Genomic DNA, 21,701 nt, shown 5'->3' on the forward strand with positions numbered 1-21,701 from the left:
ATAAGAACAGATCCGCTGGAGTGAACATGCTGGGACTCGGAACGCTCGCCAAAAAGGTGTTCGGAACACCGAACGACCGCAAGATCAAGGCGACCCGCCCCCTGATCGAAAAGATCAACGCGATGGAGCCCGAGTTCGAGAAACTGACCGACGAAGGCCTGATCGAGAAGACCGCTGAGCTGCGCAAACGGGCGCTGGACGGTGAAAATCTGGATGACCTGCTGCCTGAGGCCTTTGCCAATGTCCGCGAAGGGGCCAAGCGCGCGCTGGGTCTTCGGGCCTTTGACGTGCAGTTGATGGGGGGCATCTTCCTGCATCAGGGCAATATCTCGGAAATGAAGACGGGTGAGGGAAAGACTTTGGTCGCCACTCTCCCCGCTTATCTGAATGCACTGAGCGGCAAGGGCGTGCATGTGGTTACAGTGAACGAATACCTGGCCAAGCGCGACTCGGAATGGATGGGCAAGGTGTTCGCGTCCGTGGGCATGACCACAGGCGTGATCTGGACAGGTCAGCCCGATGCCGAGAAAATGGCCGCGTATAACTGCGACATCACGTATGCCACAAACAACGAGCTCGGCTTCGACTATCTGCGCGACAACATGAAGGCCGATCTGGAGCAGGTTTATCAGAAGCACCACAATTTCGCGATTGTGGATGAAGTGGATTCGATCCTGATCGACGAGGCTCGGACCCCGCTGATCATCTCGGGGCCTGCGCAGGACCGGTCGGATCTGTATACTGCCATCGATGCGGTGATCCCGACATTGCAGGACGATCATTATTCTCTGGATGAAAAAAGCCGCAACGTGACCTTCACCGATGAAGGCAACGAGTTTCTCGAGCAGCAACTGCTTTCGGCGGGTCTGCTGCCCGAAGGGCATTCGCTGTACGACCCTGAAAGCACCACTGTGGTGCATCACGTCAATCAGGGCCTGCGCGCGCATAAACTGTTCCAACGCGACAAGGACTATATCGTCCGGGATGGGAATGTCGTGCTGATCGACGAATTCACCGGTCGGATGATGCCGGGTCGTCGCCTGTCTGAAGGCCTGCATCAGGCCATCGAAGCCAAGGAAGGCGTGCAGATTCAGCCCGAGAACGTGACGCTGGCCAGCGTAACCTTCCAGAACTATTTCCGCCTTTACGACAAGTTGTCGGGCATGACCGGCACAGCACTGACCGAGGCCGAGGAATTTCAGGAAATCTATGGACTGGGCGTGGTTGAGGTTCCGACCAACAAGCCGATTGCGCGTGAGGACAAGGACGATCAAGTTTATCGCACCACGGGTGAGAAATACGGCGCCATCATCGAACAGGTCAAAAAGGCCGGTGAAAAAGGTCAACCGGTCCTGGTCGGCACCACGTCGATCGAAAAGTCCGAAGTGATCAGCCAGATGCTGGACAAAGAGGGAATCGAACACAACGTTCTGAACGCCCGCCAGCATGAACAGGAAGCGCAGATTGTGGCCGATGCTGGCCGCCTGGGCGCGGTGACCATCGCCACCAACATGGCGGGCCGCGGCACCGATATTCAGCTGGGCGGCAATGTCGAGATGAAGGTTCTCCAGGCGCTGGCCGAAAACCCCGAGGCTGACCCGGTCGAGTTGCGTGCGGCAGAAGAAGCCAAGCACGCGGAAGAAAAGGAAAAGGTGCTAGAGGCTGGCGGTCTTTACGTGATGGCGTCCGAACGCCATGAAAGCCGCCGGATCGACAACCAGCTTCGCGGACGTTCGGGACGTCAGGGTGACCCGGGCCGCACGGTGTTTTACCTCAGCCTCGAAGATGACCTGATGCGCATCTTCGGCTCGGAACGTCTGGACAAGGTCCTGACCACGCTGGGCATGAAAGAGGGCGAGGCGATCATTCACCCTTGGGTGAACAAATCGCTTGAACGGGCGCAGTCCAAGGTCGAAGGTCGCAACTTCGACATGCGCAAGAACGTTCTGAAGTTTGACGACGTGATGAATGACCAGCGTAAGGTGGTGTTTAGCCAGCGACGCGAGATCATGTCAGCAGACGATCTGTCGGATGTGGTTTCGGATATGCGCGAGCAGGTAATCGACGATATGATCGACGAATACATGCCGCCGAAAACCTATGCCGATCAATGGAATACCGAGGGGCTGCATGAGGCCGTCAAGGACAAACTTACCATTGATGCACCGGTTCAGGACTGGGCCGCCGAAGAGGGAGTGGATGACGAACAGATCCGCGAACGCCTGATCAAGGCAGCCGATGAAATGATGGCACAGAAAGCCGTCGCCTTCGGCCCCGAGAACATGCGTAACATCGAAAAGCAGGTTCTGCTGCAAACCATCGACGGCAAATGGCGCGAACATCTTCTGACGCTGGAACATTTGCGCTCGGTAGTGGCTTTCCGAGGCTATGCCCAGCGTGACCCGCTGAACGAATACAAGAACGAAAGCTTCCAGTTGTTCGAAGGGATGCTCGATTCGTTGCGTGAAACCGTGACCCAGCAATTGTCGCGCGTTCGCCCGCTCAGTGAAGAGGAACAGAAGGAAATGCTGGCACAGATGGCCGCGCAGCAGGCCCAGGCCCAGCAGGCAGTGGATAAGGCGGCGGGACAGGCCGAAGCAGTGGCAGAGGCGCAAGCTTCGGGCGATTCCCGCCCAGGCTTTGTCGAAGATGACCCTACAACCTGGGGAAATCCGTCGCGCAATGATCCCTGCCCCTGTGGTTCAGGCAAAAAGTTCAAACATTGCCACGGTAGATTGACCTAACGTCATCTACTTTCAAACACAATGAGTCCGCCTCAAGGCCACATATTGGCCTTGATTCAGAGGCAAGTTACGAGTCGCTCCTTCAACTGGGGAGGGTGTCTTGTTTGTAATAAAGAACTATGTGACCACGGGCGGAACTGTTGCCTGCGCCCTGGCCATCGGGTATCTGATGCAAAGCGGATCCGCGCAGCAACTCAGCGCTGATCCAAGCGGCGCGCGTGTCGCGTCGATTTCTGAGCAGGGCGCGGACCTTGCCGGGTTGCAAAGCGTTGTTCTGACTTCTTCCTCCCCCACCGAAGCGCACAATGAGATTAAACCAAAATCCTCGCATCCAGCTCCCGAACAAAGCCGTTTGCCATCCAACTGTGATCTAAGCGCGCGCGCTTTGGCTGTACCCGGTGCGAATGCACGGTTGCGAGTCAAGGCCCCGTGCCATGCAAATGCAACCATCGAAGTTCATCATAACGGGCTGGTATTCAACACCGAAACCGATGCGCTTGGTGGCTTGAACCTGACTGTTCCGGCGCTGTCCGAATACGCCATATTCTTGATCTCACTGCCCGACGGCAAAGGTACAGTTGCCACAACGCATGTGCCAGAGATCAACGACTTCAACCGGATCGCCCTACAATGGCAGGGTAAGACAGAGCTGCAGTTGCACGCATTGGAATTCGGCGCAGGCTACGGAGAAAAAGGCCACGTATGGACTGGCTCTGAGGCCGGCGGTGAGGGTTCGGTGATCCATCTTGGACAGGGCGGCTCTGACATTGCACGCAATATTGAAGTCTATTCCTTCCCGATACAATCCGCGACCGAAACGGGCTCGATCACCCTATCAGTCGAAACTGAAGTCACCGAGGCCAATTGCGGCAAACCTCTGAACGTGCAATCGCTGGAATGGCGCGCGGATCAACGCCTGAGATCCCGCGATCTGACATTGGATATGCCGGGTTGCGAAACGGCTGGTGATTTTCTGGTGTTGAATAATCTGTTCACAGACCTGACAATCGCTGCCAAATAGGCAGCAGGCAATTCAACGGTCCAAAATGAAAATCCTTCGTGCGGCATTTGTCGCGCTTTTGCCCTTGTCCTTGGCACAGGGAGCCTCCGCGCAAGACATCACTCTGACCTCACACGACGGCAAGATTGAAGTCGTCGGCACATTGCTTGGGTATGATGGTGAGTTTTACCGCGTCGATACGCAGTTTGGCGAACTGACGATCGATGGCTCAGGCGTGACATGCGATGGACCAGCTTGCCCCAATCTGACCGATTTTGTCGCCGAAGTGCGATTTTCAGGTTCATCCGTTATGGCAGAAACTTTGATGCCGGCACTCGTGCAGGGTTTTGCCGTACAAGAAGGTCTGTCGGTATCTGTTTCAGAGACTGCCGTAACCCAACGTGAGTATACATTGCGTCATCCTGACCGCTTTACACCTTTGGCCAGGTTTACCTTCTCCGTGACCGGCACCTCTCAAGGGTTTGCCGATCTTGCAAAGGGCGCGGCGGATATCGTTCTTGCTCAACGCGAGATTCGGCCGGACGAGGCTAAGTTGAACCGCGACGCTGGATTGGGTGATCTGACTCAGGAACGCCGGTCGCGGGTCTTGGCACTGGATGCGATTGTTCCGATTGTATCTGACGACAATCCCATACGTCAGATATCCCCCGCAGACTTAGCCAAAATCTTCACGGGACAAAATACAAACTGGTCCGATCTTGGCGGTCCCGATGCACCCATTTCTCTGTACCTGCCGAAAGCCGGATCTGGCCTCACACAGGCCATAGAGGATCTGTTGCTGGCACCGGTCGATGCGCCGATCTCAGCAGACGTTACGTTTCATGCTCGCAACAGCGATCTTGTACGCGCGATCTCAGGCGATCCTTTCGCAATTGGTATCGCCAGCCTTGCTGAGACGGGCGAAGCGCGAGCGTTGCCACTGACCGGTGGCTGCGGTCATACCCTCTCGGCGACGAGGCAATCCGTAAAGACCGAGGACTACCCGCTCACCGCACCTATGTTTATCTACCTGCCGCAAAGAAGATTGCCGCGGCTCGCCCGGCAATTTCTGGCCTACACCCAAAGTGGCGTTGCACAAATGGTGATCCGGCAAGTCGGATTTGTCGATCAATCACCCGAGACCATCGGTATGGCGTTACAAGGCGAGCGGCTGGTCAATGCCGTCAGCACCGGCGGAACCGAAGTTGGACTGGAAGAACTACAGCGCATGATCGAAACCCTCCGCCCTCTGTCCCGGTTATCTTTGTCCTTCCGCTTCGAGCCCGGCTCGTCGCGAACCGATGCGCAATCCCGCTCAAATATCCTGCACCTCGCGCAGGTGTTGGAAAGCGGTAGGCTGGATGCGCGACAGGTGACTTTTGTAGGGTTTAGCGATGGCGACGGGGCTGCCACATCCAACACGCGCATTGCTCTGCAGCGGGCCAAAACCGTTCGTAACGCGGTGCTGGCGGCCATCGAAACGAGTATTCCTGCGAGTCTCAAGATCGCGGTTGAGGGCTTTGGCGAAGCGATGCCAATGGCCTGCGATGACACCGAATGGGGCCGCAAGGTGAACCGCCGGGTCGAAGTCTGGATTCGATAGCGGTCAAAGATATCCTTGTGCGCGAAAGCTCAATTCTGTCGATTTGCCGATAATCAAATGATCGTGCAAGGTCAGCCCCAGCGCCGTGCAAGCATCCTGAATCCGGTTGGTCATGTCGATGTCAGATTGTGAAGGCGTCGGGTCACCTGAGGGATGGTTGTGCACCAATATCAACGCTGACGCATTCAGCTCCAGCGCGCGTTTCGCCACCTCACGCGGATAAACCGGTACGTGATCCACTGTGCCCTTCGCCTGCTCTTCATCTGCGATCAGTACATTCTTCCGGTCCAGATAAAACACCCGAAACTGCTCGGTCTCGCGATGGGCCATCGTCGTGTGGCAATAATCCAGCAGCGCATCCCAGCCCGAAATCACATGCCGCTGAATCACCCGCGCTCGTGCCATCCGATGAGCGCAGGCCTCAAGAATTTTCAGATCGGTAATCACCGTGTCCCCGATCCCCTTTATCTGACGCAGCCGTTCCTCAGGCGCCGTCAACACGCGGTTGAAGTCGCCAAACGCATCCATCAGAGCACGCGCCAGCGGTTTCACGTCCTGACGCGGGATGGATCGGAACAAAGCCAGCTCCAGCAGTTCATAATCCGGCATCGCTGCTGATCCGCCAGACATGAACCTTTCGCGCAGCCGCTTGCGATGGTCTTTGATGTAGGAGGGTAACCGACCAACGGGCAGCGGCTGCGCCGGTGCTTCGTCCGCATCGAACAGCATGGGGGCTTCGGCAAAGGCGTCTTGGGTCATAACCCCACTCTGACGCAGAATCGGTTTCCGAAAAGTTAACGCGCCTTATCCCTGCCCGTCGGATCGGCAACACACGGGTCCCCCGCTTCATCTGGCCATAAATATCTCGGGGGAGTCGCCCAAAGGGCGATGGGGGCAGAGCCCCCCTGCTTAACCGGTTTAACCCTTCATGCCATCCCAGAAGGACTTAACAGAAGAGAAAAAGCTTTTCGATTCCGGGTGATTGTCTTCACCCAAATCGTCAAACTCACGCAGTAGCTCTTTCTGGCGGCTGGTCAGATTGACCGGAGTTTCCACGGCCAGTTCGATGAACATGTCGCCGATACCACCACCACGCAACGCGGGCATGCCTTTGCCGCGCAAACGCATCTGACGCCCGGATTGGCTGCCTGCCGGAATCTGAACGCGGCCGCGACCACCATCAATAGTAGGAACTTCGATCGAGCCACCCAGCGCCGCTTTACCCATACTGACCGGAACGCGACAATATAGGTTCACGCTGTCACGCTCGAACAGTTTATGATCCGAAACCTCGACAAAGATATAGAGGTCGCCCGGAGGGCCACCGCGCATGCCAGCCTCGCCTTCACCGGCAAGACGGATGCGGGTACCGGTTTCAACGCCCGCTGGAATGTTCACCGATAGCGCGCGATCTTTTTCAACACGACCAGCACCGCCACACGATTTACAGGGATTCTTGATGATCTGACCCAAACCGGAGCAGGTCGGACAAGTGCGTTCAACAGTGAAGAAGCCTTGTTGCGCGCGCACCTTGCCCATACCGGAACAGGTTGGACAGGTAGTGGGTTCAACCCCACCCTCAGCCCCAGTACCCTCACATGAAGAGCAGGCCACGGCGGTCGGTACATTTATAGTTTTCTGCAGACCCGCATAAGCCTCTTCCAGCGAAACCCGAAGGTTATAGCGCAGGTCCGATCCGCGGGCTGCACGACGTCCACCGCCGCCGCCACGTTGGCCGCCCATGAAGTCGCCGAACAAGTCGTCGAAAACGTCCGAGAACGCGCTGGAGAAATCGCCCTGGCCGCCAAAACCGCCACCGGGACGACCTCCGCCACCCATACCGTTTTCAAACGCAGCGTGGCCAAAGCGGTCATAGGCCGCCTTTTTGTCGCCATCGCGCAGCACATCATAGGCTTCGTTGGCCTCTTTGAACTGCGCTTCGGCATCAGGATTGTCCTTGTTGCGATCGGGATGCAGTTCTTTGGCTTTCTTGCGAAAACCTTTCTTGATCTCATCCGCCGAAGCGCCCTTGGACACGCCGAGCACTTCGTAATAGTCGCGTTTGGACATCAGTTCTTCCTTCTGCCTCAACGTAATCGGGCCGGCCCGGCAACCGGACCGGCCCGAATTGGCCCGGTTACCCGTTAGTTACGCTTGTCGTCGTCCAGATCTTCGAACTCGGCGTCGACAATGTCGTCTTCACCCGGTGCCTCATCGGCTGCAGCCGGCGCATCCTCACCCTCTTCGGCTTGCGCCTTGTAGATGGCTTCGCCCAGCTTCATGGCGGCTTCGGTGACGTTCTGGATGCCGGATTTGATCTTGTCGGCATTCTCGGTTTCCAGCTCGTCCTTCAGCGCGGCAATCGCCAGCTCGATAGCTTCGATGGTGGTCGGGTCAACCTTGTCGGCATGCTCTTCCATCGACTTTTCGGTCGAGTGGATGAGGCTTTCCGCCTGGTTCTTAGCGTCGACCAGCTCGCGGCGTTCCTTGTCGGCTTCCGCGTTCTCTTCGGCGTCCTTGACCATCTTTTCGATGTCCTCATCGGACAGACCGCCCGAGGCCTGGATGGTGATCTTCTGCTCTTTGCCGGTGCCTTTGTCTTTGGCCGAAACCGAGACAATGCCGTTGGCGTCGATGTCAAAAGTAACCTCAATCTGAGGCATACCGCGCGGTGCGGGCGGGATGTCTTCGAGGTTGAACTGACCCAGGATCTTGTTGTCCGCAGCCATTTCACGCTCACCCTGGAACACGCGGATGGTTACGGCGTTCTGGTTGTCCTCGGCGGTCGAGAAGACCTGAGACTTTTTGGTCGGGATCGTGGTGTTGCGGTCGATCAGGCGGGTGAACACGCCACCCAGGGTCTCGATGCCCAGTGACAGCGGGGTCACGTCCAACAGAACCACGTCTTTGACGTCGCCCTGAAGAACACCGGCCTGAATGGCGGCGCCCATGGCAACAACTTCGTCCGGGTTCACACCCTTGTGCGGCTCTTTACCGAAGAACTTGGTGACCTCTTCGATCACTTTCGGCATCCGGGTCATACCACCGACCAGAACAACCTCGTCCACGTCAGCAGCCGACAGACCGGCGTCTTTCAGAGCAGCCTGGCACGGCTTCATCGATTTCTTGATCAGGTCCGCAACCAGCGATTCCAGTTTGGCACGGGTCAGTTTCATGACCATGTGCAGCGGCTGACCGTTCGAACCCATCGAGATGAACGGCTGGTTGATTTCGGTCTGCGAAGTCGAGGACAGTTCGATCTTGGCTTTTTCAGCGGCTTCTTTCAGACGCTGCAGGGCCATCTTGTCGGCAGACAGATCGACGCCGTGTTCCTTTTTGAACTCATCCGCCAGATAGTTGACGATGCGCATGTCAAAGTCTTCACCACCCAGGAAGGTGTCACCGTTGGTCGATTTGACCTCGAACAGGCCGTCGTCGATTTCCAGAATGGTCACGTCGAAGGTACCGCCACCAAGGTCATAGACCGCGATGGTTTGGGTTTCTTCTTTGTCCAGACCATAGGCCAGCGCAGCCGCTGTCGGTTCGTTGATAATCCGCAGCACTTCCAGACCGGCGATTTTACCGGCGTCTTTGGTGGCCTGACGCTGGGCGTCGTTGAAGTATGCCGGAACGGTGATAACCGCCTGCGTGACTTCCTCACCCAGATAGCTTTCTGCGGTTTCCTTCATCTTACCCAGAGTGAAGGCCGAGATCTGGCTTGGGGAGTACTTTTCACCGCGGGCTTCAACCCACGCGTCGCCATTGCCGCCATCAACGATGGCGTACGGCACCATTTTCTTATCTTTTTCGACTTCTGCATCATCCACGCGACGACCGATCAGGCGCTTGACGCCAAAGATCGTGTTGTCGGGGTTGGTGACCGCCTGACGTTTTGCAGGCTGACCGACCAGGCGCTCATCTTCAGTGAAGGCGACGATCGAGGGCGTGGTCCGCGCCCCTTCGGCGTTTTCGATGACCTTCGGCTGCGAGCCATCCATGATGGCCACGCACGAGTTGGTGGTTCCGAGGTCAATCCCGATTACTTTTCCCATAATTTTGATCCCTTTCAATTTAAGGCGATGTCCCGAGGCCTGAACCCGTTACGGCATCCCGGCCCCGATCTGATGTGCGCGACAGCACTACACCATCGCGCGTCGAGGCGTATATAAGGGCGCAGACTGGGGCCTGCAAGCGGTCAGAAACGCAGGTTTTCGGGATTTTGTGGCCTTTTTTGGCAAGGTTCTGGCAAGGTTTGGGGATTCTTCCATGGCGCGGCTTCTTTTGCGCGGATTTGATATCCGCAAAGGCTATCTGGATGCGGTGTCGCAAACCCGCCTGGTTGACCTGTTGCGCCCGATTCTGAAGGCCGCGCCGCTCTATCGGCCCATCACCCCATCGGGCAAAGAAATGTCGGTACGCATGACCTCGGCCGGAGCATTGGGCTGGGTTACGGATCGGGCTGGCTATCGGTATCAGGATACCCATCCCAAAGGCATGACCTGGCCTGCAATCCCGGATGATATTCTGACGATCTGGCAAGACGTGACCGGTGCGGAACGTCAGCCCGATTGCTGCCTGATCAACTACTACGGCGAAGGCACCAAGATGGGCCTGCATCAAGACAAGGACGAGGCTGATTTTTCTTGGCCGGTGCTGTCGATTTCACTGGGCGATGACGCGTTATTCCGCATCGGCAATACGACACGCGGGGGCAAGACCGAGTCAATCTGGCTGAGCTCGGGCGATGTGGTGATCATGGGCGGACCTGCCCGGCTGACATATCACGGGATTGACCGCATCCGATTTGGATCATCCAAACTGCTGCCGAAGGGCGGGCGTATTAATCTGACGCTTCGGGTCGCCACCTAGCGACGCGCCTCCCAGCTTTTTGACACGTGTTTGCGCGTGTAGAATTCAGCCAGCAACCCGATCATGGTCAGGACAATCCCCACCCAAAGCGCATATTCCCAACTTGTGTTGCGAGGAAAATAATTCCGGAACACAAAACCACGGCATTGGTCGATAACATGAAACAGCGGGTTCCAGGCAAACATGGTCAGCATGAACCCGCCCAGCGCGTTTCCCACGAACATCTTGCCAGAAAAAACCATATTCATCCGCCGATAGACATTTTTCAGGATGGTCACTGTATTGGGAAACCACGGCTTCAGCGCCAGTAACACGAGCCCCACCGAACACCCCGTAAACCAGGCAAGCACAAGCATGGCAAAAGCTCCGCCTGGCTCCTGAATCTCGAGCGGCGAAACGGCGACACTGTAGACAAACAAAATCACCAGGATCGAGACAAGTTGGGTATAGAGCGTGCCTAGCGCCGAAGCCGCCAGCATCACCATCATGGTCATCGGCGAATGCAAAGTCATGGGATTGTTGCCATCTCCGACACCGGCAATGGCACCGACCGATTTGATATGTGTCAGAAACAGAAACACTCCAGACAGCAGAAAAAGTATGAACTCACCGCGTATCTTCGCGATCCGGGTGCCCATGAAAGACAGGATCAAGTAGAACGCTCCGGCGACCACAACCACCTGAAGAATATTTATAAGGATCGCCATCACCGCATTTGAATGCTGCGATCGGATATTGCGCACAATCGCATGGAATATCAGTTCAGCTGTGGTGAAGGCCCCGCCCAACAACGACTGATTTCGCTTATAGTGAAACACGCGACCACTCTTTCCTGCTCATGTCACCTGCAATCTGGCACGAAATTCTTGCTGTTCCGTATCCAGCGCATCATAAGTCCGTAAGAAACTTGGATCAACAAATCTCAAGAACGGAGCTTTTTTGTGACCTATGACGCCCTGATACCCGTCATCCGGCGGCTGGCCCTTCAGGCAGGCGACAAGATCATGCAGATCTACGAGGCGGACGATTTCGACGTCAAAGTCAAATCCGATTCCAGCCCGGTGACCGAGGCGGATGAGGCCGCAGATGCGCTGATCTCGGACGGGCTGCGCGAAGCTTTTCCCGAAATTTTACTAGTGACTGAAGAGCAGGCGGACTCGCACTCGGAAAAAGGTGAGACCTTTCTGATCGTCGATCCGCTGGACGGCACCAAGGAATTCATCAACCGTCGAGGCGATTTCACGGTGAACATCGCATTTGTTGAGAACGGCGTACCGACGCGCGGCGTAGTTTATGCGCCCGCACGGGGACGGATGTTTTATACGCAGGCCGATGGGCAAGCGGTTGAGGAAACCGGCGCGCTGGACAAGGATCAGCCGGGTGCGTTAACGCCAATAGTAGTCTCTAAACCAGACAATTCAGCTCTGATGATCGTTGCCTCGAAATCGCACCGCGATCAGGCGACTGAGGATTACATCAACAAATATCAGGTGCGCGACAGCAAAAGCGCCGGGTCATCGCTGAAGTTCTGTCTGGTCGCAACGGGTGAGGCTGACCTTTACCCCCGCGTGGGCCGCACAATGGAATGGGACACCGCAGCGGGCCATGCAGTACTAGCCGGTGCTGGTGGAAATGTCGTGCGCTTTGATGACCACACCCCGCTGACCTACGGCAAAGACGGCTATGCCAACCCGTTTTTCATCGCCTATGCTCCGGGCGTCGACCTGAAGGAAGCCTGATGTCTGTTCTGATCGTCATTCCCGCCCGCTACGCGTCGACCCGCTATCCGGGCAAACCTCTGGTGCCGCTGACCGGGGTCAATGGTACAGCCATGACACTGATCGAACGATCCTGGCGCGCCGCCATTTCGGTCGCGGGTGTCGATCGCGTCGTCGTGGCGACAGACGATGACCGCATTCGCCAAGTATCCGAGGGGTTCGGGGCCGAAGTGATCATGACCTCGGATACCTGTCGCAATGGCACCGAACGCTGCGCCGAGGCGCATACGGCGCTGGGCAGCGGTTATGAGATCGTAGTGAACCTGCAGGGCGATGCACCATTGACGCCGCACTGGTTTGTCGAAGACCTGATTTCAGGCTTGCGCGATGCCCCTGAGGCCGGTGTGGCCACCCCGGTTCTGCGCTGCGATGGCGACGCTCTGAATGGGTTGTTGAATGACCGCAAACACGACCGCGTTGGGGGTACGACAGCAGTGTTTGGCAATGATCACAGTGCGCTCTATTTCTCGAAAGAGGTAATTCCCTTCACCTCTGAGACCTATGACAACGATGATCCAACTCCGGTCTTTCATCATGTCGGTGTCTACGCTTATCGGCCAGATGCACTGGCAGACTATCCCTCCTGGCCGACCGGCCCGCTGGAAACATTGGAGGGCCTTGAACAACTGCGTTTCATGGAAAACGGTCGCAAGGTCCTGTGCGTCGAGGTGGAAGCCAAAGGTCGTCAATTTTGGGAACTGAACAACCCGCAAGATGTCGCCAAGATCGAAGAAATGATGGCCGCGATGGGACTGGAATGACCCATATTCTGGTCACCGGCGGCGCGGGCTATATTGGTTCGCATGCCTGCAAGGCGCTTGCAAAGGCGGGCTATATTCCGGTGACCTATGACAATCTGGTCACCGGTTGGCAGGATGCGGTGAAATTTGGTCCGTTCGAACGGGGCGACCTACTGGATCGCGCGCATATGGACGCCGTCTTTGCCAAATACCAGCCAGCCGCTGTGATGCATTTCGCAGCCCTCAGCCAAGTGGGTGAGGCAATGTCCGAGCCTGGCAGGTACTGGTCGAACAATGTGACCGGCTCTTTGACGTTAATCCAAGCGGCAGTCGACGCGGGCTGTTTGAATTTCGTCTTTTCATCGACTTGCGCCACTTATGGCGAACACGACAATGTGGTGCTCGATGAAACCTCACCACAACAACCGCTGAACGCCTATGGCGCCTCAAAACGCGCGATCGAAGATATCCTGCGTGATTTCGAATTCGCCTACGGGCTAAACCATGTGATCTTCCGATATTTCAACGTCGCCGGGGCCGATCCGGATGCCGAAATTGGTGAATTCCATCAACCCGAGACCCATCTGGTGCCGCTAATGCTGGACGCTGTCGCCGGTAAGCACGATGGTCTTACAGTGTTCGGTACCGATTATGACACGCCCGATGGCACCTGTATTCGCGATTATGTGCACGTCTGCGATCTGGTCGATGCGCATATTCTTGGTCTGAAGTGGCTGGAACAAGGCAAAGAGAGCCGCGTGTTCAATCTGGGTACCGGATCGGGATTTTCGGTTATGGAAGTGATCGAGCATTCGAAGGCCGTCACCAATCGAGCGGTGCCCTACAGCATCGGCCCACGCCGGGCAGGGGACTGTACACGTCTGGTATCAGGTTCAACCCGCGCAGAACAAGAGCTGGGCTGGATGCCAAAAAGATCAACGTTAGAGACGATGATCACCGATGCGTGGCGCTGGCATCAGAATGGCAGCTACAAAAAGTGAGCACAAAGGATCAGCCGCTAAGCTGGGGGCAGCGATACAAACTGCGCCTAAAGCGTAAGCGGCTTTTATGGCGGTCTTTTCGTAGCCGCCATCAGCTAACTTCGCGTGCAGACAAAACGCAACAAATCGCGCCGGGAGCTATCCTTGCCTTTACCACTCTACGGAACGAGATCAGCCGATTGCCGTGGTTTTTTCATCACTACCGGACGCTGGGTGTAGATCATTTTCTGATTGTGGATAACGGCAGCGACGACGGATCGACCCAGTACCTGCTTGATCAGCCGGATGTATCGCTGTGGCAGACAACGGCTAGCTATCGTGCGTCCCGGTTCGGATTGGATTGGCTGACATATCTGCAGTGGAAATTTGGCCACGGGCATTGGACGCTTATGGTCGATGCCGATGAATTGCTTGTCTATGCCCATCACGACACGCATTCGTTAAACGATTTGACGGGCTGGCTGGACGCGCGTGGGCAGTCCGCCTTTGGCGCATTGATGCTGGATCTGTTTCCCAAAGGCCCAGTGGGCACACAGTACTATGACCCGCAATCCGATCCTACGGATGTTCTGAACGGGTTCGACCCCGGCCCCTACAGATCCCAACGTCAATTTCCATTGGGCAACTTGTGGGTTCAAGGCGGGACGCGCGAGCGAGCTTTCTTTTCGGACCGCCCTGAAAGATCCCCGACTCTGAACAAAATCCCTTTGGTCCACTGGTCGCGACATATGGCTTATGTGAATTCCTGCCACTCCGTCCTGCCGCGAGCCCTGAATTTTGAATATGACGGGCCAGAGGGGCAGGCTCCTTCGGGCGTTTTGCTGCACACGAAATTCCTGCCGGGGGTTATAGAAAAATCGCAGATCGAAAAACACAGGCGCCAGCATTTCCACGACCCTGAAAAATTCAGCACATATTATGATGGGATTATTAATAAACCCGATCTTTGGGGGTCTGATTCTGTAAAGCTGCGCGATTGGCAACAATTGGAGACTTTGGGGCTGCTGAACGGTGGCAGCTTTCCAGCCACTACGGGGAAGTAAACGGGATATAAACCCATTGCTTCGCAAGGTAGCTAGATGTCATAAAACGATGACGGCTCGGCACCACTCAGGCCTCAGGCGGCCCCGGGCAGACTCGCGTATATCAAAAAAGGTTGGGCAGCCGCGTGAGCCTTTTGGATTCCTATCGCATGAGATTGCGACGCAAGCGTCGCCTTTTGCGTTGCCTGCGCAAAAGACGCGAATTGAAGGCGATACAGAATAACACGCCAGATATTCGCCCGCAGGACATCTTGTTGATGAGCGTCGTGCGAAACGAATGTATCCGCCTGCCCTATTTTCTCGATTACTACCGCAAGCTTGGCATTAACCATTTCCTATTCGTCGACAACAATAGCAGTGACGGAACGCGTGAATTTTTAACCGGCCAGCCAGACGTGTCACTGTGGTGGACGGATGCCGGCTATAAACGGTCGATTTATGGGCTGGATTGGTCAAATTATCTACTGCGAACCTATGCCCACAAACACTGGGTTTTGACCGTCGATCCGGACGAGTTCTTTGTTTACCCGTTCTGTGATACTCGCCCGATAAAGGCGTTGACCGACTGGTTGGACGACACCAGCGTGCGTAGTTTCGGCACAATGCTGATCGACATGTATCCCGAAGGACCGATCGAAGACACGCCCTATCACGCCGGTCAGGATCCGTTCGAGATCGCCCCGTGGTTTGACTCGGGCAACTACATGATCACTCGGAATCCCACCTATGGAAACCTGTGGATCCAAGGCGGCGCGCGCGCGAGGGTTTTCTTTCATGAAACGCCCGAAAAAGCCCCCGCGCTGAACAAAATCCCTTTGGTGAAATGGCATCGCCGCTACGCCTATGTCAGCTCGACCCATGCGCTGCTGCCCCGTGGCCTCAATCAAGTTTATGAGGAGCGCGGGGGTGAGAAGACCAGCGGCGCACTGCTGCATGCCAAGCTGATCGAAACTCTGGGTGACAAAGCGTATGAGGAGCTAAGCCGCAGCCAGCATTACAGCGGTTCGGGAGAATACAAAGCCTATGCCGAACAGTTGCAGAATAAACCTATTTTCTGGAACAACTGGTCCGAGAAATACATCAACTGGCGACAGCTTGAGATCCTCGGCATGATGTCAAAAGGGAACTGGGCATGAGTAACCTTGGCATCGTCATGCTGGTGCACACCGCACTCGACCGAGTAGAGCAGGTGGCGCGGCATTGGACGGCATCGGGCTGCCCGGTCGTGATCCATGTAGATCGCAAAGTGGCCAACTCGGCCTATTCCACTCTGGTCACTGCGTGCTCAGACAACCCGCTAATCCAGTTCTCGGATCGGCATGTCTGTGAATGGGGTGGTTGGGGCATCGTTGCGGCCTCACAATCCGCTGCAAGCCAGATGTTGGACAGTTTCCCGAAGGTGCGTCACGTTTATCTTGCCTCGGGTGCTTGTTTGCCGCTTCGCCCTGTGGGCGAGCTGATAGACTATCTGGCTGATCGCCCCCGCGTTGATTTCATCGAAAGCGCCACAACACGCGATGTCTGCTGGACAATGGGGGGGTTGGATCTTGAACGCTTCACGCTGCGTTTTCCGTTCTCATGGCGCAAACAACGGAGATTGTTTGACGCATACGTGCGGCTTCAACGCGCAGCAGGCCTGCGCAGGGCCATCCCAGAAGGTCTGGTGCCCCATATGGGCAGCCAATGGTGGTGCCTGACACGGCAAACCCTGTCAGCCATTTTGCAGGACCCCAAGCGACCGGACTATGACCGGTATTTTCGGAGGGTCTGGATTCCGGACGAAAGCTATTTTCAGACGCTCGCGCGCCTGTATTCCACGCATATTGAAAGCCGGTCGCTGACACTGTCGAAGTTCGACTATCAGGGCCGACCGCATATGTTCTACGATGACCACCTGCAATTGCTACGCCGCTCGGATTGCTTTGTGGCGCGTAAAATATGGCACGGAGCAGACCGGTTGTATCAATCCTTTTTGTCGGATGAAAACAGCGCGATGACCCCGACCGAGCCCAATCCGGGAAAGATCGACAGGGTGTTTTCCAAAGCTGTCGAACGGCGCATTCGCGGCCGGGACGGATTGTATATGCAGAGCTGTTTTCCGCGCGCGACAAGCGAACGGGGTCTAACCGCTTTTCCTTATTCTGTGCTTCAAGGCTTTTCAGAGCTGTTTGAAAATTTCGAGCCCTGGCTTGCAAATGTGACGGGCGCGCGGGTGCACGGACATCTGTTTCACCCGGAGAAGGTGCAATTTGCAAACGGTGGCACAATGATGAACGGCGCGCTTCCCGATTGCGCATCTCTCCGCGACTACAATCCGACTGCATTCCTGTCGAACGTCATCTGGAACACACGAGGCGAGCGCCAGTGTTTTCAATTCGGACCGAATGATACCCAACAGATCAACGAATTCCTGTTGCGCGATCTGAACGCCAGTATTGCCATCATCACCGGGGCCTGGGCGGTTCCCTTGTTCAGGTCCAACATGAACTTTGCCGATATTCGGTGTGAAGCTGCCCGTTTGCAGCAGCGGGAAACAAAGCAGCTTGAGTTGCTGGATACAGCCCGCGCAAACTCCAGAATACGGGTCTGGACCATGGCTGAGTTCGTGGAATCCCCAATGGAACACCTGCAGACCGTGCTTGAAGACATGGGTGCGCCCCAGCCCACCCACTTGACCGAGGCACCCACGATGGTGGATCTGACGGGGTTTGGTAAGTTTCTGCAGAATCTCAAAAACCAGGGCATGCATCCCTATTTGATGGGTGATTTTCCTGTTAACGATGTATTTGGCGGACAAGCCAAATCGTTCAAAAAGCCCTATCTGGTGCAGTAATTTAAAATGACCCGCCGCTTCGATTGCTTCATCGTACTGGCCGATATGCGTACTGGCTCGAACCTGTTGGAATTGCAGTTGAATACGCTCGACGGGGTGACCTGTCACGGTGAGGCGTTCAACCCCTACTTCGTCGGCCTGCCGAAACTGGACAGCCTTCTTGGGTTTACCCTGGAAGATCGCGAGAACGATCCTCTGGCTCTGATCAATGCGATCCGAAACGCGCCGGGTGAGATGAACGGCTTTCGATTCTTCAGTGATCACGATGCGCGTGCTCTTGGGCCTGCGCTTGATGATCCACGCTGTGCCAAGATCATCCTGATGCGCAATCCTCTGGACAGCTACATCTCTTGGAAAATCGCGTTGAAGACCAAGCAGTGGAGATTGGTAAACATCAAGCAGCGCCGCGACGCGCAGGTCACTTTCGACACCGAAGAGTTCTTTGACCAACTTCAACAACGGCAGGCGTTCCAGCAGACCGTTCTCAAGCACTTGCAAACCACAGGGCAGACGCCGTTTTATATAGACTATGACGATCTGAATGATCTGGACGTTTTGAACGGGCTTGCTGCCTGGCTGGGCGTCAGCGCACGGCTTGCCGAGCTGAACCAACATCTCAAGCGCCAGAACCCCGCACCTGCCTTGTCGAAAGTGACCAATCCAGACGACATGGAGCAGGCACTGTCACAGTATGACCGGTTCAAGTTGCACCAAATCCCAAATTTCGAGCCGCTCCGCGGTCCTGCCGTGTCGCGCTATGTGGGCGCGGCAAACACGCCCCTGATGTATCTACCCGTGCGCGGTGGCCCCGAGGCGGAAGTGGCGCAATGGCTTGCTGATCTCGATGGAGTCACAACCGATGACCTGATCACTGGCCGCAATCAGAAACAGACGCGTCAATGGATGCAAAGCCATCCCGGTCACCGCAAATTCACAGTGCTGCGGCATCCGTTGGCGCGCGCGCATGCGGTATTCTGTGACCGTATCCTGTACACCGGCCCCGGCGCCTATGTCAGCATCCGCAATATGCTGAGCCGGCGGTACAAAGTGCCGCTACCTGCCAAAGGTGATCTAGGTGCTTATTCGCTTGTCCAACATTACGAAGCTTTCTCGGCTTATCTGGGAATGTTGCGCAGTATTCTTGCGGGTCAGACCCCGATCCGCGTCGACGGAGAATGGTGCGGGCAGGCGCAAACATTGGAAGGCGTGGCTGGATTCACCCTACCCGATCTGATTTTGCGTGAGGATGAGATGGCAATCAAATTGCCCGAGCTTGCCAGTCAAGTGGGACACGAAGCACCGCCAACTCCGGTGAAGGCAATGCCTGATGTGCCCTTCTCGCTGGATCAGATTTACGATGCACGGCTTGAAGCGCTGGCAGCCGAAGCCTACCAGCGCGACTATGTGCAGTTCGGGTTTGGTGCTTGGAAACCGCTATGTGTCAGGGACGCAGAGTGATGACAGTTCCCTCGTTCACCATCGCGTAAATCTCTTCGATCTCGTCGTTTTTCACAGCGATGCAGCCCGCTGTCCAATCAGGTGTCTTCTTCGCACGCTTGAACTCGGATCGTAGGTTCGGCTGTCCGTGAATGAAGATATCACCACCCGGATCAACGCCGGCGGCCTTGGCCTTCGCCCGATCTTCCGAGTTCGGATACGAGATGCCCAGCGACAGGTGATACCGACTACGTGGGTTGCGGCGGTCAATCAGATAAGTGCCCTCAGGCGTGCGGCCGTCGCCTTTTTTGGTTTTTGTGCCTCTGGGCGCAAATCCCAGATCGACATCATATTCCCGTAAAATCTGCTCGTTATGAAGAAGATACATCTTGCGTGCGCCCTTGTTGATGACCAATGAGGTCACCTCGGGCCCGCGATAAGAAAGAAATCTGGGTTTCGCTGAGGCGCACGCTGAAAGGCTCAGCGTTGCCATCGCGCCCATTCCAAATGCTCGACGATCCATAGTTTTCACTGCCTGATGCTCTTTTTTGCCAATTATTATGCCAGATTTGCGCGAAACTTAAATCACTTTTTGATGTACGACTGTTCCGTCAGGCGGCGTTCAATCGACTCGAGCCTTTCAAGAACCTCGTCACGATAGGCGTCTGTTTTGACCTCATCCTCGGCATGGTGGGCATCCTGCATCGAGTTCACGATCAGACCAACCAGAAGGTTCACCACCGCAAAGGTGGTCACCATGATGAAGGGAACAAAGAATAGCCAGGCGTAGGGATAGACCTCCATCACCGGGCGCACGATCCCCATGGACCAGCTTTCCAGCGTCATGATCTGGAACAGCGTATAGGCAGACATGCCCAGATCACCGAACCAATCCGGAAAGCTGTATGAGAACAGTTTGGTCGAGATCACCGCGCCGATATAGAACAAGATCGCCATCAGCAGGAACACGCTGGCCATGCCCGGCAGCGCCGAGATGAAGCCTTCGACTACTCGGCGCAGGCGCGGCGCAACGGAGATGACGCGCAATACCCGCAAGATACGCAGCGCCCGAAGAACAGAAAGCGCCCCCGCGCTGGGGACAAGGGCGACACCCACAATCACAAAGTCAAAAATGTTCCAGCCGCTTGTGAAGAACCGACGCCCGGTCGCGATCAGTTTCACCACGATTTCGATGACGAATATGGTGAGGCACAGTTTATCAAGCGTCACGATCAGCGGGCCTGCCGCCTCCATCAGCGTGGATGATGTCTCCATCCCCAACAGGACCGCATTGAACAGGATCACGCCGGTGATGAACTTCCCGAAAGTCGGCGCTTCGATGATGGGCAGCAGTCGTTGGGCGATCACCATGCGGGTGGTCCTTATCTCAGGGTTAATTGTTCAAAATGAACCGAGCGGCAAGTTCGGTGTGTGACGACCATCGAAATTGGTCAACCACCTGCACCCATTCAAGGGTATATCCGGCGTTAACCAATATTTTTGCATCGCGGGCAAAAGTCACCGGATTGCATGAGACATATGCGAGCACTGGGCGTTGGGCCTGCGCTAACTCGGCCACCTGCGCCTCGGCCCCTGCGCGCGGCGGGTCTAGCACGACAGCATTGAATTTCTTGAGCTCATCGGGCATGAGCGGGCGGCGAAACAGATCTCGGGCCTCGGTTGTGACCTGTTTCAGGCCTTGCGCCTTGCGCCAGCCCAGATCCAGGGCTTTCGTCATTTCAGCTTCACCTTCGACCGCATGCACCTCGGCTGTCTGTGCCAGCGGCAGCGAGAATGTTCCGCAACCCGCGAACAGATCGACAATCCGCTTGGCCCCCAGTGTCGCATCGGTAACAGCCTGTAATAGAGCCTGTTCTCCATCCTTGGTAGCTTGCAAAAACGCTCCGGGTGGTGGGGTGACGCCAGCGTTTCCAAAGCGTTGGATCGGAGGCTCACGCATGGCGATAACCTCGTCATCCCAGCTGAGCCGGGCAAGGCCGTGGTGCTCGGTCGCTTGCGCGAGTGCCAGTTCCAGCGGACCATCCAGCGGTTTGCCGCCCTTAACCGCCACATCCAGACCGCCTTCGGACAGGGTCAGCGTTACGGCCAACACGCCTTTGCGGCTGCCACCCAGCATGGCCAAGGCTTCGGCCACCGGAATGGCGTCGATCAAGGTGGGATGCAGCAGGTGACAATCCGGGATTTCGGTGATCGTGTCCGAAGCGCGTCCGTGAAACCCGGCCAGAGTGCCCTTCTTGGTGCGCCGAACGGCGATGGTCGCACGGCGGCGCGATCGCTCGGGCGAGGTGTGAATGGGCCGCATCGGGGCATCGAGCCCCTGCGCGGCGAGCGCGTTGCGCACCACGTCGACCTTCCAGTCGGCGACAAAGTCGTCAGCTGCGTGCTGCAGCTGGCAACCCCCACAGGCCTTGTAATGACGGCAGGGTGCTTTGACCCGCTGATCCGAAGGCGTTTCGACACGGATGTCACTCAGGAACTGCCCCAGCAGCGTGCCGCTGACCACCTCACCCGGCAGGGTGCGTGGCGCATAGATCGGACCATCGGCGATCCCGTCGCCCTGATGTCCGAGGCGGTTAATGGTGTAGTGCTGCGTCATGGGGGCCTGATACCGGGGGTTTGCGACCAACAAAAC

18 protein-coding genes are annotated in these 21,701 nt (G+C 56.4%); 11 read left to right on the forward strand and 7 right to left on the reverse strand.

All coding sequences use genetic code 11. The annotated features are described in order from the left end of the window. Positions 1-26 precede the first annotated feature (26 nt). From secA to ACRZ91_RS14255, 3 genes are all read left to right on the forward strand, one after another. Positions 27-2,744, forward strand: coding sequence for a preprotein translocase subunit SecA (secA, locus tag ACRZ91_RS14245; protein WP_480906444.1), 2,718 nt, complete (start codon positions 27-29; stop codon positions 2,742-2,744). Between the two features lie 100 nt (positions 2,745-2,844). Further along, positions 2,845-3,765: a hypothetical protein gene (locus ACRZ91_RS14250; protein ID WP_480906447.1), complete on the forward strand. Its 921-nt coding sequence runs from the start codon at positions 2,845-2,847 to the stop codon at positions 3,763-3,765. A 25-nt stretch (positions 3,766-3,790) separates the two neighbouring features. Beyond that, positions 3,791-5,347: a substrate-binding domain-containing protein gene (locus ACRZ91_RS14255; RefSeq protein ID WP_480906450.1), complete on the forward strand. Its 1,557-nt coding sequence runs from the start codon at positions 3,791-3,793 to the stop codon at positions 5,345-5,347. Between the two features lie 3 nt (positions 5,348-5,350). On the opposite strand, the gene radC is transcribed toward ACRZ91_RS14255, so the two are convergent. The 3 genes from radC to dnaK all read right to left on the reverse strand — a co-directional run bounded on the left by radC (position 5,351) and on the right by dnaK (position 9,399). Beyond that, a complete protein-coding gene (gene radC, locus ACRZ91_RS14260) occupies positions 5,351-6,106 on the reverse strand; it encodes a RadC family protein (RefSeq protein WP_480906453.1) in 756 nt (251 codons plus the stop codon). A 159-nt stretch (positions 6,107-6,265) separates the two neighbouring features. Beyond that, the gene (gene dnaJ / locus ACRZ91_RS14265; RefSeq protein WP_010442938.1) at positions 6,266-7,417 is read right to left on the reverse strand and encodes a molecular chaperone DnaJ; all 1,152 of its coding nucleotides are present in this window, start codon (positions 7,415-7,417) and stop codon (positions 6,266-6,268) included. Between the two features lie 74 nt (positions 7,418-7,491). Continuing rightward, the gene (gene dnaK / locus ACRZ91_RS14270; RefSeq protein WP_170471036.1) at positions 7,492-9,399 is read right to left on the reverse strand and encodes a molecular chaperone DnaK; all 1,908 of its coding nucleotides are present in this window, start codon (positions 9,397-9,399) and stop codon (positions 7,492-7,494) included. 214 nt (positions 9,400-9,613) lie between these two features. On the opposite strand from dnaK, the gene ACRZ91_RS14275 reads away from it, so the two are divergent. Beyond that, a complete protein-coding gene (locus ACRZ91_RS14275) occupies positions 9,614-10,216 on the forward strand; it encodes an alpha-ketoglutarate-dependent dioxygenase AlkB (RefSeq protein ID WP_170471038.1) in 603 nt (200 codons plus the stop codon). Here the strand turns inward: ACRZ91_RS14275 and ACRZ91_RS14280 are convergent. Then, positions 10,213-11,034, reverse strand: a complete 822-nt coding sequence (locus ACRZ91_RS14280) for an ABC-2 transporter permease (protein WP_170471040.1) — start codon at positions 11,032-11,034, stop codon at positions 10,213-10,215. The genes ACRZ91_RS14275 and ACRZ91_RS14280 overlap by 4 nt on opposite strands. Positions 11,035-11,157: 123 nt before the next feature. On the opposite strand from ACRZ91_RS14280, the gene cysQ reads away from it, so the two are divergent. From cysQ to ACRZ91_RS14315, 7 genes are all read left to right on the forward strand, one after another. After that, on the forward strand, positions 11,158-11,955 hold the full coding sequence (cysQ, locus tag ACRZ91_RS14285; protein WP_480906457.1) for a 3'(2'),5'-bisphosphate nucleotidase CysQ: 798 nt from the start codon (positions 11,158-11,160) through the stop codon (positions 11,953-11,955). Further along, the gene (locus ACRZ91_RS14290; protein WP_480906460.1) at positions 11,955-12,755 is read left to right on the forward strand and encodes a 3-deoxy-manno-octulosonate cytidylyltransferase family protein; all 801 of its coding nucleotides are present in this window, start codon (positions 11,955-11,957) and stop codon (positions 12,753-12,755) included. Before cysQ ends, ACRZ91_RS14290 begins: the two co-directional genes overlap by 1 nt. Further along, the gene (galE, locus tag ACRZ91_RS14295) at positions 12,752-13,735 is read left to right on the forward strand and encodes a UDP-glucose 4-epimerase GalE (protein ID WP_480906462.1); all 984 of its coding nucleotides are present in this window, start codon (positions 12,752-12,754) and stop codon (positions 13,733-13,735) included. Before ACRZ91_RS14290 ends, galE begins: the two co-directional genes overlap by 4 nt. After that, a complete protein-coding gene (locus tag ACRZ91_RS14300) occupies positions 13,732-14,778 on the forward strand; it encodes a glycosyltransferase family 2 protein (RefSeq protein ID WP_480906465.1) in 1,047 nt (348 codons plus the stop codon). The genes galE and ACRZ91_RS14300 overlap by 4 nt, the downstream gene beginning before the upstream one ends. 149 nt (positions 14,779-14,927) lie before the next feature. Then, the gene (locus ACRZ91_RS14305; RefSeq protein ID WP_480906467.1) at positions 14,928-15,914 is read left to right on the forward strand and encodes a glycosyltransferase family 2 protein; all 987 of its coding nucleotides are present in this window, start codon (positions 14,928-14,930) and stop codon (positions 15,912-15,914) included. Beyond that, positions 15,911-17,611, forward strand: a complete 1,701-nt coding sequence (locus ACRZ91_RS14310) for a DUF5927 domain-containing protein (RefSeq protein ID WP_480906470.1) — start codon at positions 15,911-15,913, stop codon at positions 17,609-17,611. The genes ACRZ91_RS14305 and ACRZ91_RS14310 overlap by 4 nt, the downstream gene beginning before the upstream one ends. Before the next feature lie 6 nt (positions 17,612-17,617). Then, the gene (locus ACRZ91_RS14315; RefSeq protein WP_480906473.1) at positions 17,618-19,069 is read left to right on the forward strand and encodes a nodulation protein NodH; all 1,452 of its coding nucleotides are present in this window, start codon (positions 17,618-17,620) and stop codon (positions 19,067-19,069) included. Here the strand turns inward: ACRZ91_RS14315 and ACRZ91_RS14320 are convergent. The 3 genes from ACRZ91_RS14320 to ACRZ91_RS14330 all read right to left on the reverse strand — a co-directional run bounded on the left by ACRZ91_RS14320 (position 19,053) and on the right by ACRZ91_RS14330 (position 21,665). Further along, positions 19,053-19,571 (reverse strand): L,D-transpeptidase family protein, encoded by a 519-nt coding sequence (locus ACRZ91_RS14320; protein WP_170542577.1) that lies wholly within the window; start codon positions 19,569-19,571, stop codon positions 19,053-19,055. The two genes, ACRZ91_RS14315 and ACRZ91_RS14320, sit on opposite strands and share 17 nt — an antisense overlap. Positions 19,572-19,633: 62 nt before the next feature. Then, a complete protein-coding gene (locus ACRZ91_RS14325; RefSeq protein WP_480906476.1) occupies positions 19,634-20,419 on the reverse strand; it encodes an ion transporter in 786 nt (261 codons plus the stop codon). A 22-nt stretch (positions 20,420-20,441) separates the two neighbouring features. Further along, the gene (locus tag ACRZ91_RS14330; protein ID WP_480906479.1) at positions 20,442-21,665 is read right to left on the reverse strand and encodes a class I SAM-dependent RNA methyltransferase; all 1,224 of its coding nucleotides are present in this window, start codon (positions 21,663-21,665) and stop codon (positions 20,442-20,444) included. Between the last annotated feature and the right edge of the window lie 36 nt (positions 21,666-21,701).

This window comes from Ruegeria sp. O11, from assembly GCF_056535285.1.

Bases quoted from the DNA above. Each gene is read 5' to 3' on its own strand.
- secA (WP_480906444.1), top strand. From the start codon at position 27: ATGCTGGGACTCGGAACGCTCGCCAAAAAGGTGTTCGGAACACCGAAC.
- ACRZ91_RS14255 (WP_480906450.1), top strand. From the start codon at position 3,791: ATGAAAATCCTTCGTGCGGCATTTGTCGCGCTTTTGCCCTTGTCCTTG.
- radC (WP_480906453.1), bottom strand. From the start codon at position 6,106: ATGACCCAAGACGCCTTTGCCGAAGCCCCCATGCTGTTCGATGCGGAC.
- dnaJ (WP_010442938.1), bottom strand. From the start codon at position 7,417: ATGTCCAAACGCGACTATTACGAAGTGCTCGGCGTGTCCAAGGGCGCT.
- dnaK (WP_170471036.1), bottom strand. From the start codon at position 9,399: ATGGGAAAAGTAATCGGGATTGACCTCGGAACCACCAACTCGTGCGTG.
- ACRZ91_RS14275 (WP_170471038.1), top strand. From the start codon at position 9,614: ATGGCGCGGCTTCTTTTGCGCGGATTTGATATCCGCAAAGGCTATCTG.
- ACRZ91_RS14290 (WP_480906460.1), top strand. From the start codon at position 11,955: ATGTCTGTTCTGATCGTCATTCCCGCCCGCTACGCGTCGACCCGCTAT.
- galE (WP_480906462.1), top strand. From the start codon at position 12,752: ATGACCCATATTCTGGTCACCGGCGGCGCGGGCTATATTGGTTCGCAT.
- ACRZ91_RS14305 (WP_480906467.1), top strand. From the start codon at position 14,928: ATGAGATTGCGACGCAAGCGTCGCCTTTTGCGTTGCCTGCGCAAAAGA.
- ACRZ91_RS14310 (WP_480906470.1), top strand. From the start codon at position 15,911: ATGAGTAACCTTGGCATCGTCATGCTGGTGCACACCGCACTCGACCGA.
- ACRZ91_RS14315 (WP_480906473.1), top strand. From the start codon at position 17,618: ATGACCCGCCGCTTCGATTGCTTCATCGTACTGGCCGATATGCGTACT.
- ACRZ91_RS14320 (WP_170542577.1), bottom strand. From the start codon at position 19,571: ATGGATCGTCGAGCATTTGGAATGGGCGCGATGGCAACGCTGAGCCTT.
- ACRZ91_RS14325 (WP_480906476.1), bottom strand. From the start codon at position 20,419: ATGGTGATCGCCCAACGACTGCTGCCCATCATCGAAGCGCCGACTTTC.
- ACRZ91_RS14330 (WP_480906479.1), bottom strand. From the start codon at position 21,665: ATGACGCAGCACTACACCATTAACCGCCTCGGACATCAGGGCGACGGG.